The organism is Micromonospora foliorum (genome assembly GCF_022229015.1).
GTDB classification, from domain to species: Bacteria; Actinomycetota; Actinomycetes; order Mycobacteriales; family Micromonosporaceae; genus Micromonospora; species Micromonospora foliorum.
This window is the reverse complement of sequence record NZ_JAKKFF010000273.1, coordinates 1-14,747: the sequence shown is the minus strand read 5'-3', so window position 1 is coordinate 14,747 and position 14,747 is coordinate 1. Positions and strand designations below refer to the sequence as shown.

Here is a 14,747-nt window from a genome sequence, read left to right as displayed (position 1 = left end):
CATTCGACGCGGCGTGGGGCGGGCCGTGATCACGGCCCGCCCCACGCGGCTGCGCTGTCCCCGGCTCGGTGCTAGCCGGTGACGGTGAACGGTCGGGACACCTTCGTCGCCGACGTGGCGCCGGTAAGCGTGACGCTTGTCGCGCCCGCCTTCGCCGCACCCGGAACGCTGACCGTCGCGCCGGAGACGACGCCGTCACCGTTCGCGCGCACGGTGCTGACCGCGAGCCCGGCCCCGAAGGCGATCGTGACCGCCTCGTTCGGAGCGAACCCGGAACCGTCGACCATGATCGACGTTCCGCGCGGCCCCGAGGTGGTCAGCAGCGCCACCCGCGGCTGGTACGTCCGCGTCGCCGGCTCCTCCGTCACCTGGACGGTGGCCGTGGCCGGCGTACGCGAGGACGCGCCCGTCGCGGTGACGGCGTACCGGCCGGGTTGCGCCGCACCCGAGGTCGGCACCGAGGCGCGGACCTTTCCGGTCGCGGAGGCCGCGACCTTCACGGTGCGGCCCGGGTCGGTGCCGACGCTGACGGTCACCTGCTCGCCGGCGGCGAAGCCGCTGCCGGCGACGGTGATCGCGCCACCGGTGGTGACGGTGCCGGACGCGGACAGCGCGATCGCCGGCTGCGACCCACCCCGGGCCACCGTCACGGTGAAGGACTCGGTGCTGCTCGACAGGCTGTCCCACACGGTGACGCGCACCGTGTAGGTGCCCTCCCGCGGGTAGGTGTGCTGGCCGCTCATCGCGCCGGACGCGCCGATCGTCACGTCGTCCGGAACCGTGCCGTCACCCCACTGGACGCGGGCACGGTAGCCCGTCGTACCGGGAACGCCGCCGGTCACCGCACCGAGGTTCGCCGCGAGGGCCTGCCCGGCGGTGGCCGTCTGGTCCTTCGGGGCGACGGTCGCCAGCCCCGGGGCGGGCGTGCCGTCGTTGGCCACGGCGAACACGTGGATCCGGCCCGCCGAGCGAGGGTCACCGGTCTGCGTCGGCAGGGTCACCGACACCAGCGTCTTACCCGCCGGAATCTGGTACGGCGCGGTGGCGAACAGGAACGGCTGGGCGCCGTCGCGGCTCGTGCCCTGCAACCGGTAGGCCGTCCGGGCGACGATGATGTTGCCGTAGGACGGGGTGCCGTTGGCGTTGCCGCCCAGCGTCCAGTCGCTCAACTGGATCGGGATGCTGGCCGTGCTGCCGTCGCTGAACGTCGCCGTGCCGGTGGTGCTCTGGTTGCCCTGCGTTCCGGCGCCGACGAACGAGATACTCTTCGCGTCCTGCGGAAGGTCGAGGACTACCGTCGACCCGTTGCCGGTGGCGTTGTCCGGCTGCCCGGCCGGGATCGCCGGCAGGGTGAACCGCAACGCGGTTCCGGGAACCTGCTGCGGTTGGCCCTGGGTCACGCCGCCCGCCGCCAGGGCGGCCCGCGAGTACGCCCACGACTTGGCGTCACAGTCCGCCGCGAGGACCCCTTCGTCACCGACGCAGACGCTGTCGAACGCGGCGGTGAGACCGGAGGCCGGGGCGTACGCCACCTCGACGCCGACCGTCGCGGAGCTCTGGCTCTCGCCGTCGGTCACCGTGACGTTCGCCTGGTGGTAGCCGGGCGTGGCGTAGGTGTGCGACCCACCGATGCGGTAGACGGCCCGCGAGCTCAACGTCACGGTGCCCGCGGTGACCGGCGTGCCGTCACCCCAGTCGATGGTGGCCTGGTAACCGCCGGCGTCGCCGCCGGTGACGGTGGCCAGCGGCACCGAGACGGGTACGCCGGTGGTCGCGTGCACGCCCTCGGCGGCGGTGACGGTGATGTCGCCGCCCCCGAGGTCGAGGTCACCCCCGGCGAGCAGCTCGACCTCGGCGAGGTTGGTCTGCGCGGCGCCGACGGTCTTCGTGACGGCGAGGCGGAACTGCGCGAACCGTCCCGGCTTGTCGATCGAGTACGGACGGGTCTGGTTGCGCCACGGGAACACCTGGCCGGTGCGGGAGTCCACGGTGGTCCAGGTGAGGCCGTCGTTGGAGCCCTGCAGACGCCAGTCCGCCGGATCGCCCGCACCGGCCCCGGACGTGACGGTGTAGTACTTCGGCTTCTGCTTGCCACCCCGGAAGGCCCAGGTGATCTGCGGTGTCGCCGAGGTGAAGGTCAGCTGCGTGGTCGACGAGTCGTCGAAGAGCTTCGACGCGTCCTGACCGCCGGTCGCGGTCGCGGTGCCGAGACCGGGGCCGGTGACGTCCTGCAACGGCTTCGGCGCCTCGTCACCCTTCGTCAGCGACGGCGGGGCGTCGTTCTTGCCGGTGCCCCACGACGACGGCTCGGCGCCCATCTGGAAGTCGATGGTGCCGCCCTTGGCGAGCGCCGCCACGTCCAGCGACAGACCGCGCTGCTTCTTGCCGTTGACCGACACGTCCTGCACGTAGACGTTGGTCGCGCTGTTGTTCGGCGCGTTGACGACGATGTCGCCGCTGCTGCGGTGCACGGTCATCCTGGTGAACTGCGGCGACCCGATCGCCCACTCGGACGACCCGGCCTGCAACGGGTAGATGCCCAGCGAGCTGAGGATGTACCAGGACGACATCTCGCCGTTGTCCTCGTCGCCCAGGTAGCCCTGGCCGATCTCACTGCCGACGTAGAGGCGGCGCAGGATCTCCCGTACCTTCTCCTGGGTCTTCGCCGGCGCGCCGGCCACGTTGTACATGTACGGAATGTGGTGCGACGGCTGGTTGCTCATGCCGAGCTGACCCATCCGCACCGCGCGCGCTTCGAGCATCTCGTGGATGACGCCGCCGTACCCGCCGGGGCGGTCGGCGTTCTCCGGGGTGGTGAAGAACGCGTCGAGCCTGTCCCGCAGCGCCTGCTGCCCGCCGTACAGGTTGACCAGGCCCTGGCCGTCCTGCTGGGCGGTGAACGCGAAATTCCACCCGTTGGTCTCGGTGTAGACGCCACCCCAGTCCAGCGGGTCACCGGCGAGGAAGTTGCCGGCGGCGTCGCGGCCCTGGAAGAGCTTCGTCTTCGGGTCGAAGAGGTGGACGTAGTTGCGGGCCCGCTCCAGGAAGTAGCGGGACTCCTCCTTGAGCCGCGTCCGCTCCGACTTCGGCGTGGCCGGGTCCTTGGCGAGCGCCGCACCCATGTTGCCGATGCCGAAGTCGTTGATGTAGCCCTCCAGCGCCCAGGACACCGACTCCCCGGTGGACGTCGGCGTGTAGCCGAGGAACAGGGAGCTCTCGATGCCCTTGCGCCCGACCGCACTGCGCCCGGACGCGACGGTCGCGTCCTTGACGGCCGCGTCGTACGCCGCGAGCGGGTCGGGCAGCTCGACCCCGGTGAGGTACGCCTGGGCCAGCGCCACGTTCGCGCTGGTGCCGGTCATCAGGTCGGCGTAGCCGGGAGACGACCAGCGGGCGATCCAGCCGCCGTCGCGGTAGTGCTGGACGAACCCGTCGGAGATCTTGGCGGCGACGTCCGGGTACAGCAGCGCGTAGGCGGGCCACACGGTGCGGTAGGTGTCCCAGAAGCCGTTGTTGACGTAGATCTGCCCGTCGACGACCTTCGCGCCGGTCGTGGTGGGGGTCGACGCGCCGGTCGGCGCCGAGACCGGGCTCGCGTACTGCCAGCGCGGCGCGGCGGCCGTGCCGGTGTTCTCCGACTGCGAGTTCGGGTAGAGGTTCAGCCGGTACAGGTTCGAGTACATGGTGACCAGCTGCGACTCGTTGGCGCCGCGCACCTCGACCCGACCGAGCCGGTCCTTCCACGCGGCCGTCGCGGCGGCGTGGATCTGGTCGAAGCTCTTGCCGGTGACCTCCAGGTCGAGGTTCCGGCGCGCCTGGTCGACGGAGAGGAACGACGTGGCGAGGCGCATCGTCACCTCCCGCGACTCGGAGGTGTCGAAGGTGGCCGAGGTCGAGGCGGACGCCGTCGGCGCCCGGTCGAAGGCGCCGGAGACGAACATCCGGCTACGGCCGGCCGAAAGGCCGCTTCCGTTGTCGACCCAGCCGGTGAACGTGCCGTCCGTGCCGATGGTGAACGTGCCGTTGTGGAAGACGAGGCTTCCGGTCGCCTGCCCGGTGGGGAAGGTGAAGCGCATGATCCCGGCGTGGTCGGTGGGCGACATCTCCGCGACCAGGCCGTTCTGCAGCGTGACCCGGTAGAGGTCCGGCTGCGCCGTCTCGTCGTCGTGACGGAAGGCGAGCGCCCGACCGGCGGGCTGACCGGTGAGCGGCCCACCACCGACGACCGGCATGACCGACATCTGGTTGCGGTCGCCCATCCAGGGGCTCGGCTCGTGGGAGATCGCGAGGCCCTGGAGCATCGGCAGGTTGGCCTCGTTGTTGATCCGGTGGTACTCGTACTCCCACGAGTCGGAGGTCGCGTCGGTCACCGGGGTGAAGAAGTTGAACCCGTTCGGCACGGCGGTGATCGGCAGGTTGTTGCCGCGCGAGAAACCGCCGGTCGAGTTGGTGCCCCGGCGGGTGTCGACGTAGTTGGTCAGCTTCGAGCCGTCGATCGACGCTGGCGTGGCTGTCAGCTCGATGTCGTCGAGCCAACCCTGGAACCGGGTCTCCCCGGTGGCCTGCGGGTTGTCGTACGCGAGCAGAATCCGGTCGATCGTCTTGCCGCGCGCCACGGTGCCGAGGTCGGCCTGCACCAGGTTCCACTGGTCGGCGAAAAGCACCTTCGAGGCGCCCTGACCGGCACCCGTGAGCGGGTAGCCGTGCTGGTCGGCGGGCGAGCGACCACTCAGGTAGCTGCCGTCGGTGAAGTGCAGGTCGACGGCGGCGTAGGTGGACGGGTACCGGCCGTCCCCGTTGGTGAACTCGGGGAAGATCTTGTACGACAGTCGGGTCTGCGGCCCGACCGGGATGGTGACGTCGAAGAGCTTGTTGGTCGCGTACGATCGGCCGTTGCCCTCGGCGCCGCCGGAGTAGCGCAGCGCGGCCAGTCCGGTGAACCCGACGTCCGGCTTCGTGGTGTAGCCGCCGTTCGGGCCGGCGGTCGCCTCGCTGACCATGGGGGTGGCCGGCGGGCGGACGTCCGAGCCGTCGCTGATGTTCCAGTCGGCGAGCTGCACGAGCGAGTCACCGGAGTTCGCGGTGACGTTGAGCCGGTAGAAGCCGTAGGCGGTCGTGTTGGTGAAGTCGTACGTCCTGGTGGCGAAGCGCCCGCTGAACTTCTCGCCGGCGCGCTTGTCCAGGTCCGTCCAGGTGCTGCCGTCGTTCGACCCCTGGACGACGAAGTCCTTCGGGTCCCGGGTCGGTGCGTCGTTGGCCGCGGTCAGCGAGTAGCGCACCACCGTGGCCGGCTTGGCGAGCTGGTAGGTCACCCAGCCGGTCGACGCGAACACGAGCCACTTGGTGGACGGGTCGTCGTCCTTGAGGTTCGCGGCGACCTCTCGCGGTGGGTTCTCGTCGCTCGCGGTCACGGCGCTGACCTGGCCGAGCAGGCTGCCGGGCAGCGTGGCGACCTTGCCGCTCAGGTTGGCCTGAACCGGCTGTCCGTTCGCGCCGACCTCCACGGTGCTGGTGGCGGGCTGCGGGTCGGCGGACTCGAAGGAGGAGGTGAAGTTGCCGGGCGTCGCGGCGGTGGGGGCGGCGTTCGCCAGGGGCGCGGCGACGAGCAGGCCCAGCGGGAGCAGGACGGCTGTCGTCGCCGCGATCAGGCGGGGAGAGCGGAGACGCGCAAGGGGGGTGTGCGACATGAGGGACGGAGCCTTTCGCCTCGAACCGGGTCGAGTACGTCGAAGGTCTGGGCAGAGTGGAGCGGGTGGTGGGTCGAGCCCTGACATCGTTGTCATGGGAGTTCGTGAACAACGAGAGCCGAGGCGGTGGACTGTCGCTGATAGTTCCGGGCGCACCACGGCCCTGTCAACGGGTTGATCGCGCCGAAACGGCCGCCGCCCCACCCGGGACCCGGCGGCCGACGTGCCGGGCCTCGACGAACGTCCGGGGACGGACGCCGAGGCCCGGCCACGGATCAGCAGGAGAGGTTGGCTCCGGCGGACACGCCGAGGATGCCGACGAACTGCTGGTACCGGGTGACGCGGCTCTGCACCTGGGCGGGGTTTCCGCCGTTGCACTCGATCGAGCCGTTGATGCTGCGGATCGTCTCGCCGAACCCGGCGCCGTTGACCATCGCATTGTGGGCGGTCATGGTGCCCGGCCCGTTCTGGGTCATCCAGTACCAGATACCGGTCTTCCAGGCCACCGAGGCGTCGGTCTGCACGAGCCACGGGTTGGTCAGCAGGGGCAGGTTGAGGGCGTTGCCCGCGGCGTTGTAGTTGAAGTTCCAACTGAGCTGGATCGGCCCCCGCCCGTAGTAGGCGGCCTGCCCGGCCGGACATCCGTAGGGCTGACCGGGGTCGCAGTAGTGCGGGTAGTTCGCGGTGTTCTGCTCGACGATGTGCACGAGCCCGCCGGTCTCGTGGTACACGTTCGCCAGGAAGGCTGCGGCCTCCTGGCGCTGGACGGTGGCGCTGCCGGTGCGCGCGAACGCCGGGTAGGCGCTGAGCGCGGCGACGAGCCCGGAGTACGTGTAGAAGGAGTTGCGACCCGGGAACATCTGGTTGAACTGGGCTTCGGTGACCACGAAGCCGCCCGGGTTGGTGGGGGGCGGGCTGGTCGGTGGCTGACCGCCACAGGTGTAGGGCTCCCAGTACCAGGTGCTGACGACGGGGTCGTACCCGGGATTGTCGTGCTCGGCGATGTAGTGGAGACCGTTGGTGTACCGCACGATCGCCCCGGTGGCGTACCACGTCCCGGCGGTCCAGTTCGGGTAGCTGCAGGTCCCGCCCGTGGGCGGCGTGGTGCCTCCCCCGCACGCGCCGAGGTCCTCCCAGACGCCGGTCGTGCCGGGTGGCGCCTCGTTCTGGGTCCACCACTTCGCCCGGTAGTTGCGGCCGTTGTGGGAGACCTGGGCGTCTCCCCAGTAGACGGCCGAGGCCTGCCACGATGCTGAGCAGGCAGCCGCCGACGCGGCCGTGGCCGGGATGACCGCAACCAGTCCACCGGTGACGACCAGTGCCGCCAGCGCGACCAGCGCGCGCAGTCTCGTCATGTGATCACTCCTTTCTGGGACCTCACTGGCCGAAACCCGAGCGGATATCGACCGAAGTGACTGTAACATCTTCTGTTCACAATCTTTACTATTACCTGCGGCCGGCGCGATGCTGGCCCGGGTGCCGGGTGGTCGATAATTCCGGCAGCTTTCCGGATCATGTCGAGTGCATACGCGTCGAACAGCATGATCGAGATCCCAGCGGAGGCCGCAGTGCCTGGCCAACCCCCCGAACAGCTTCCTGCGTTGTTCCGAGGATGTTCCGGAACTTGTTGACGTGTTGGAATTCTCGCTGTAATACTCCGATCCATTGACGTCGATGCGATCGGCTTCGTTGCGGTTTCGGCTCCACCCACCCACTCATCCACACCTGTCCGGACTGTGCTGCCCACCCACCAGGGCGCGTCCGGGCCTGCGCGAAGGGGCACCAGATGAGCAGGCTCTTCCCCCGCACGGCCCTGTGGTCGAGGCGGTTGCGCGCGGCGCTCGCCGTCCTCGCCACCGCCGTCGCCATGTGCGGCGTCGTCCTCGCGGCCACCTCGACCCCGTCGAGCGCCGCCGTATGCAACGGCTACGTCGGCCTCACCTTCGACGACGGTCCGACCGCCAGCACCAGCGCGCTGCTGAACGTGCTGCGCGCCAACGGCGTACGGGCCACCATGTTCAACGTCGGGCAGAACGTCCAGAACAACCGCTCGGCCGCGCAGGCGCAGGTGGCTGCCGGCATGTGGGTCGCCAACCACAGCTGGAACCACGCCCACATGACCTCGATGAGCCAGGCGCAGATGCAGTCGGACCTGTCCCAGACCAGCTCGGCGATCCAGTCGGCGACCGGCAGCCGACCGGTGCTGTTCCGGCCGCCCTACGGCGAGACCAACGCCACCCTGCAGTCCGTCGCTTCGTCACTGGGCATGCGCCAGGTGATCTGGGACGTCGACTCCCAGGACTGGAACGGCGCCAGCGTCAGCCAGATCGTGGCCAACGCGAGCCGGCTCCAGGCCGGTCAGGTCATCCTGATGCACGACGGGATCCAGAACACCCGCGACGCCATCCCCCAGATCATGGCCAACCTGAGCAGCCGCAACCTGTGCCCCGGCATGATCTCGCCGTCCACCGGCCGCGCGGTCGCGCCCGACGGCACGACCCCGCCGCCCACCACCACCCCGCCGCCCGCCGGCGGCACCTGCACCGCCACCGCCACGACCACGAACGTCTGGGGCGACCGCTACAACACGTCGGTGACGGTCAGCGGCGCAAGCACGTGGACGGTGGTCGTGGCCATCACCGCACCGCAGCGGGTCACCACCATCTGGAACGGCACCGCCACCTGGGACAGCAGCGGGACAGTCATGACCATGCGGTCCAACGGCAGCGGCAACACCTTCGGCTTCACCACGATGACCAACGGCAACAGCAGCGCCCGCCCACAGGTTCGCTCCTGCACCTCGGGTTGACATCGCCCGGTCGAGTCGTGCGCGGTGGGTGCGCCCGGCACCCACCGCGCACCTGCCTGCCCGCCGCACGTGGTCACTAGCCTGCACTGATGCGACACACCCTCACGCCCGGGGACGACAGCCTGCACGGCCACTTCTCCCCCGACTTCCCTCCGGTGCTCACCATCGAACCCGGCGACACCGTCACCTACCGCACCCTGGACTGCTGGTGGTCCGCCGGCCCGTACTCCGGTGGGCCGAACCGGGACCGGCCCCGGGTCGCGCAGCACCGGCCCGACCACGGGCACGCGCTGATCGGTCCGGTCGCGGTCCGCGGTGCGCGCGCCGGCCAGACCCTCGCGGTACGGGTCGACGCGGTCGTCCCTGGCCGCTGGGGGACCACAGTGGCCGGCGGCTGGCCGAGCGGGTTCAACGAGCGCTACGGCGTGCAGGATCAACCGGTGGTGCACGCCTGGACGCTGGACCCGGTGACGATGACCGGCCGCAACCAGCACGGGCACACGGTCGCGCTGCGGCCCTTCATGGGAGTGCTCGGGATGCCACCAGCGGAGCCGGGGCTTCACTCGACGATCCCACCGCGCCCCTGGGGCGGCAATCTGGACTGCCGGGACCTCACCGCTGGCAGCACCCTCCTGCTGCCGATCCCGGTGGACGGCGCGCTGTTCTCCGTCGGGGACGGACACGCCGCACAGGGTGACGGCGAGGTCGGCGGCACCGCGATCGAGTGTCCGATGGACGAGGTGACGTTGACCTTCGACGTACGCGAAGACTTCCCGGTCACCGGCCCGGTGGCCCGTACCCCCGACGCGTGGCTGACCCTCGGCGTCGGTGCCTCCCTCGACGAGGCCACGTTCACCGCCCTGGACTCGATGCTGACCCTGATGCAGCGGCTGCACGGCCTCAGCCGCGCGGACGCGGTGGCGCTGGCCAGCATCGCGGTCGACGTGCGGGTGACGCAGATCGTCAACCAGAGCGTCGGCGCGCACGCGGTGCTCCGCGACGACGCGCTGGGCTGGCCGGACCCCGGTTCTGTCGGGGGGCGTCGATAACGTGTGGTCACTGTCGAAGCGCCGGCCGGATCGCGCCGCTCGCTGACCCCTCGGAGGCCCCCCATGTCCCAGGAGACGACCTACCTCGAACTGTCCGAAGTGGACGGTGCACACAAGTTCTACGAGGTCATCGTCGACAACGCCACACTGACGGTGCGCTACGGCCGGATCGGTGACCAGGGGCAGGTCAAGGCGAGCGCCTATCCGGACAACGCCCGGGCCCGGGCCGCCGCGGCGAAGAAGATCGGGGAGAAGGTCCGCAAGGGCTACGCGCCGGCGGTCCCCGGCGTCCGCCAGAAGCGCACCGTGTCGCGGCGGCAGATCGTGAGCACCCGGTCCACCGCCCACACCGCCCCGGTCCTCTGGCGCTACGACTCCGGCGCCCCCGCCTTCGGCATCTTCGTCGACGGGCAGCACTGCATGGTCGGCAACGAGCACGGCGTCATCACGACGCTCGACCACGACGCCCAGGTGCGCAGCCAGGTCCGCCTTCCCGACGGCGTGAAGTGCATCGTCGCCGACGACGCCTGGGTCTACGCCGGCTGCGACGACGGCAACGTCTACGACCTGTCCGGCAAGGTGCCCCGGGTGGCGTACGCGATCGCCCCGGAGATCGACATCTACTGGCTGGACATCCACGACGGCGTCCTCGGGGTCTCCGACGCCGACGGCGGCATCACCGCCGTCGACCACGAGGACGAGTTCCTGTGGCGTCGCCCGGGGCGGGGGCGTTCGGCCTGGATGGTGCGGTGCGACAACGACGCCATCTACCACGGCCACTCGCAGGGCGTGACCGGCTACGAGTGGCGTACCGGCGGGGAACTGTGGCACACCCGGACCGGCTCGGTGCTCTTCGGGTGGCAGGAGCACGGCAGTGTGTTCGCCGGGACGGGCACCCGCGAGGTGGTGCGACTGTCCAAGTCGGGTCGACTCGAACGCACCTACCGCTGCGACGCCCCGGTCTTCTCCTGCGCGACCGCCGAGGGCGGCCGGTACGTCTTCGCCGGTGACAGCCAGTCCTCGATCTATTGCTTCGACGCGGCGGGCACCCGGCTGTGGAAGCTCGGCACCGGCTGTGGCTCGGCGTACTCCATGCAGTACCACGACGACCGGCTCTACGTCGTCACCACCGGCGGCCACCTGGCCTGCATCGACGCGAGCGAGCCGGCGATCCGCGCGGCGCAGGCCGGGGATGTGCCCCAGGTCCGCGACATCAAGGCCCCACGCCAGGCGCCCCAGCCGGTGCAACCGACGATCGTCGAGGTGACAAGCGACTCGGGCGCGGGCGTGGTCGTGCAGTGCCTGGACGACCGGGGGCGGTTGCGGGTGCAGGTGCTCTCCGACGGCTACCGGCGCGACTGGTCGGTGCAGTTCCCCAAGGGGATTCGCGAGCCCGGCGCCCGCTACCTGGTGACCGAGGTGCGGGAGTCCAGCCGCGGTGGTTACTACCGCGCGTACGGCGACATCCGCCGGCTGCGCTGAGCGCGGCGAGCGCACCGCCTGCGTCACCGAGGGGTCCCGGTCGCACACGCCGTGTCGTAGGGTGCCGGCATGGCGCACCCCGTCCGAGCCATCGGCGACGCCAACACTGCCTGGTGGGCCGCCCCGCCGACGCGACGGGTGAGTCACCTGCCGAGCATCGACCCGGAGCTGCTGCGGGTGGCACTCGACCCGTTGCCACCGGCAGCGCCCGCGATCGTGCACTACCGGCCCACGGTGACAGGTCCCCTCGGCGACCTCGTGGACACCCTGCTCGGCCACCTCGACACCGCGGCCCTCGCCATGTTCCCCCGCTGGCTGACCGGGGCCGACCGTTTCGACGGCGAGGGCACGCTCGGCGTGGCGGCGGTGCGCGCCCTCGCGGCCCGTACCGCCGCCCACTCCCGGCACTTCGGCCCGTTCCTGGCCGACCTCGCCGAGCGTGGGCTGCGCGGTCCGCGCCACCCCGCCGGCCCGTCCCGCTTCGCCCCGGGGGTACGCGCCGCCGGGCTCGCCCGGGTGATCGCCGAGGCGTACGACCGGGAGAGCTGCCTACTCGTCGTGGCCCTGCCCGACCTGGACGCCGACGCCGAGCGGACGCTGGTGGCCGCCGCCGAGTGGCTCGTGCGGCACGGCGACTTCACGGTGTGGTTGGCCGGTGGGCCCCTGCGCCACGCCGACCGGGTGCGGTCGGTGTCCATGCCAATGCCGGCGCGCTTCGCCGAGTTGGCCAGCACGATCGAACGGATTCCGGCCACCGCCGTCGAGCCGGAGTCGACGGTGCTGGCCTGGCCGCCGCTCGCGGGCGTCCCACGCGGTGACAGCGCCGCCGAGCAGGCGTTGGAACGCGCACTCGCGCCGCACGACTGGGCGCGCGGCCGGCGGTGGAACCAGACCTACGAGTGGCACGTCCTGGGCGCGGCGTACCGACTGGATCTGTTTTGGCCCGTGGAGGGGCTTGCGGTCGAGGTGGACGGCCCGGAGCATCGTGGGCGAATCGCTTTCGCCAACGATCGGCGGAGAGACGTGCAGCTGCAACTCCTCGGGCTGGACGTGCTCCGCTTCACCAATGAGCAGGTGCTCACCGACGTGCCGGCGGTGGTCGACGGGATCCGTCGGCTGCTGGCCCGGCGACGCGCGGACGGCACGCAATCCCACGGAGATGAGACATCATGACCACCCCGGCGGACGTCCCGCACCTGACGCCGAACCAGATCAACGCCCTCGTGGTGCTGATGGTCGAGGCGCGCCGACTCACAAACGCCGAGCTGAAGGAGCTGGCCGGTTTCACGCTGACCGGCCAGGACAACAAGAAGCTCGTCGACCTGGGCCTGGTGGACACCGATCGGACGCACCGGCCGTTCGCCCACGAGCTGACCGAGGAGGGCTGGCGGGTGGCACGTCAGCTGCACACCGCCGCGCCGCCGAAGCAGGGCGGCTCGACCACCCGGTCGCTGTTCGTCGTCCTGTCCAACCTGCACCGTTCGCTGGACCGGCTCCGGGTCAGCCACGGCGATTTCTTCAAGCAGACCGAGGCGACGGCCCCGGTGGCCACCGAGCCGCGACAGGAAGCACCCGCACCCACGGTGGCAGCGACGACGGCGGCACCCGCAGCGACAGCGCCGATGTCCGCGGCGGAGGTGGAGGCGCTGGTTCGTTCCGCGTACCGGGATCTGGCCACCGCGCCGGGCGCCTGGGTCGGCCTCGCCGACGTCCGCGAGCGGCTCGCCGACACCGACCGGGCCTCCCTCGACGCGGCGTTGCGGGCGATGGTCGGCCGCGAGGACGTCCGCATCATCCCGGTGGCGAACACCAAGTCACTGACCGCACGGGACCGGGCCGCGGCCGTCCGCATCGGGAACGAGGACAACCACGCCCTGGCGATCGGCCCGGCATGATCTCGGACGACCAGCGGGCCGCGCTGGAAGCGGTGAGTCTCAACCCGGCGGTCACCCCGGACGACGTCTGGCGACCCAGCCCGCACAACGTGCCGGAGCTGCACGAGAAGGTGGCCGCGGAGATCCTTCGCGGGGTGGCACGGGCCCGCACCGACGACACGAGCATGCCGCTCGGCGTGGCCATGCAGGGCCGCGCGGGCGCCGGCAAGACGCACCTGCTCGGGGCGGTCCGCGAACGGATCCAGCGCGACGGCGGCTACTTCTTCCTGGTCGACATGGTCAGCGGCAAGACGTTCTGGGAGAGCGTGGCCCTGGCCCTGGTGGAGGGGCTGGGCCGCCCCCACGTCGGCTGGGGCACCCAGCTGAAGACCTTCCTGCGCCGACTCACCCCCCAGCTCGGCCTGCCGGTGGAGGTCCGCGACGCGGTCGCCGGCGCCCGACCGGTGACCCGTGCGCAGCTCGACACCTTCATCTGGGCGCTGCGCGACCGCGATCGGGAGGTCGGACGGGACGCCCAGGACACTGCTCGGGCGCTCGTCCTGCACGGCGCCATCGACTTCGAGGCACAGGACGTCGGCTACGCCCACCTGATCTCCGAACCGGGTGACCCGGCCACACGGGCGGTGTGGGGGTTGAGCGCGGCGGTCCGCACCCCGCAGCAGGTCGTGCAGGACATCTCCCGGCTGATGGCCCTGACCCTGGACCCCACGGTCATCGCCGTGGACCAGCTCGACACGCTGTTCGCCCAGACCAGCACCTCACTGCTCAACCAGCATCAGGGGCTGGAGGACGGCCAGGCCAAGGTGCTCGGCCCGATCGCCGACGGCCTGCTCAAGCTCCGCGACATCACCCGCCGCACGCTTGTCGTCGTCTCGTGCCTGCCGGACACCTGGGTGCTGATGACCCGCACCGCGCCCACCCCGGTCGCCGACCGCTTCCGTACGTCGACCCTGCCGGACCGGATCCCCACCCCGGAGATCGGGCAGGCGATCGTGGCGAAGCGCCTCGCCGCCGCGTTCGCCGGTCCGCGCTTCGTGCCACCGCACCCCACCTGGCCGATCGCCCCCGCCGCCTTCGCCGACGCACCCACCCTGACCCCGCGCGCCCTGCTCCGCCGGGTGGACCGCCACATCGCCTGGTGCCGTGACCGCGACGAGGTGGTCGAGCTGGACCGGCTCATCGACGGCGCCGACTCGACGCCGACGGTGCGCACCGTCCGTGGCGCCTCCGCCGACCCGACGACGGACGAGCGCCGCCTGCACGAGTTGGACGCACGGTTCGCCGCGTTGGTCGAGGCCGCGGACGTGTCGGCCGCCGTCGACCCGGCGGGCGAGGACGAGCACCTGCCGCCGCTGCTCGCCGCCGGCCTGGCCGCCTGGATCGCCGAGCAGGCGCCGACCGGCGCCACCTACAAGTACGATCCGCCGCCCGGGCGCAAGCCCGCGCTGCACGGGCGGCTCATCGAGGTGCTCGACGAGGCCACCGAGAACGAGGCGCACTGGTGCTTCCGGGCCATCGCGCACCCGAACGCCGTCGCCGTCACCGCCCGGGTCAAGGCCGCCTGCACCCTCGCAGGGTTGGACCGGGACCTGCCGCAACGGCGGCTGATCCTGCTGCGCAACGGTCCGTGGCCGACCGGGAAGCGTACGACCGAGGTGTTGGCCGGCTTCGACGCGGCCGGCGGCCTGCGGCGCGCCGTGCCGGAGGCGGACCTGCGGGTCTTCGCGGCGCTGCGGGTGATGGCGGCCGAGCCGTCCACGGCCTTGCAGGAGTGGCTGGTGGCCCGCCGTCCGGCCAGCGGCACCGAGCTGTTCCGGGCGGTCCT

Annotated in this window: 7 protein-coding genes and 1 pseudogene; 6 read left to right on the top strand and 2 right to left on the bottom strand. The window is 71.3% G+C overall.

The genetic code is table 11. From position 1 onward, the window contains the following. Window positions 1-71: 71 nt before the first annotated feature. Both PSH25_RS20170 and PSH25_RS20165 read right to left on the bottom strand, forming a co-directional pair. Entirely contained in the window at window positions 72-5,687 is a 5,616-nt protein-coding gene (locus PSH25_RS20170; protein ID WP_238660569.1) for a GH92 family glycosyl hydrolase, read from the bottom strand. 275 nt (window positions 5,688-5,962) lie between these two features. Next, on the bottom strand, window positions 5,963-7,042 hold the full coding sequence (locus tag PSH25_RS20165) for a glycoside hydrolase family 19 protein (RefSeq protein ID WP_238660567.1): 1,080 nt from the start codon (window positions 7,040-7,042) through the stop codon (window positions 5,963-5,965). Between the two features lie 431 nt (window positions 7,043-7,473). Here PSH25_RS20165 and PSH25_RS20160 point away from each other — a divergent pair, with 431 nt between their 5' ends. The 6 genes and pseudogenes from PSH25_RS20160 to PSH25_RS20135 form a co-directional block, all read left to right on the top strand. Beyond that, window positions 7,474-8,496 (top strand): polysaccharide deacetylase family protein, encoded by a 1,023-nt coding sequence (locus PSH25_RS20160; protein WP_238660566.1) that lies wholly within the window; start codon window positions 7,474-7,476, stop codon window positions 8,494-8,496. Window positions 8,497-8,585: 89 nt separating this feature from the next. Continuing rightward, window positions 8,586-9,545, top strand: coding sequence for an acetamidase/formamidase family protein (locus tag PSH25_RS20155; protein ID WP_238660565.1), 960 nt, complete (start codon window positions 8,586-8,588; stop codon window positions 9,543-9,545). 63 nt (window positions 9,546-9,608) lie between these two features. After that, window positions 9,609-11,027: a WGR domain-containing protein gene (locus tag PSH25_RS20150; RefSeq protein ID WP_238660564.1), complete on the top strand. Its 1,419-nt coding sequence runs from the start codon at window positions 9,609-9,611 to the stop codon at window positions 11,025-11,027. Between the two features lie 69 nt (window positions 11,028-11,096). After that, a complete protein-coding gene (locus tag PSH25_RS20145) occupies window positions 11,097-12,200 on the top strand; it encodes an endonuclease domain-containing protein (RefSeq protein ID WP_238660563.1) in 1,104 nt (367 codons plus the stop codon). Next, entirely contained in the window at window positions 12,197-12,922 is a 726-nt protein-coding gene (locus tag PSH25_RS20140; protein ID WP_238660562.1) for a hypothetical protein, read from the top strand. Before PSH25_RS20145 ends, PSH25_RS20140 begins: the two co-directional genes overlap by 4 nt. After that, window positions 12,919-14,747: pseudogene (locus tag PSH25_RS20135) on the top strand (AAA family ATPase); the annotation flags it as partial. The gene PSH25_RS20140 and the pseudogene PSH25_RS20135, both read left to right, overlap by 4 nt.

Bases quoted from the DNA above. Each gene is read 5' to 3' on its own strand.
- PSH25_RS20170 (WP_238660569.1), bottom strand. From the start codon at position 5,687: ATGTCGCACACCCCCCTTGCGCGTCTCCGCTCTCCCCGCCTGATCGCG.
- PSH25_RS20165 (WP_238660567.1), bottom strand. From the start codon at position 7,042: ATGACGAGACTGCGCGCGCTGGTCGCGCTGGCGGCACTGGTCGTCACC.
- PSH25_RS20160 (WP_238660566.1), top strand. From the start codon at position 7,474: ATGAGCAGGCTCTTCCCCCGCACGGCCCTGTGGTCGAGGCGGTTGCGC.
- PSH25_RS20155 (WP_238660565.1), top strand. From the start codon at position 8,586: ATGCGACACACCCTCACGCCCGGGGACGACAGCCTGCACGGCCACTTC.
- PSH25_RS20150 (WP_238660564.1), top strand. From the start codon at position 9,609: ATGTCCCAGGAGACGACCTACCTCGAACTGTCCGAAGTGGACGGTGCA.
- PSH25_RS20145 (WP_238660563.1), top strand. From the start codon at position 11,097: ATGGCGCACCCCGTCCGAGCCATCGGCGACGCCAACACTGCCTGGTGG.
- PSH25_RS20140 (WP_238660562.1), top strand. From the start codon at position 12,197: ATGACCACCCCGGCGGACGTCCCGCACCTGACGCCGAACCAGATCAAC.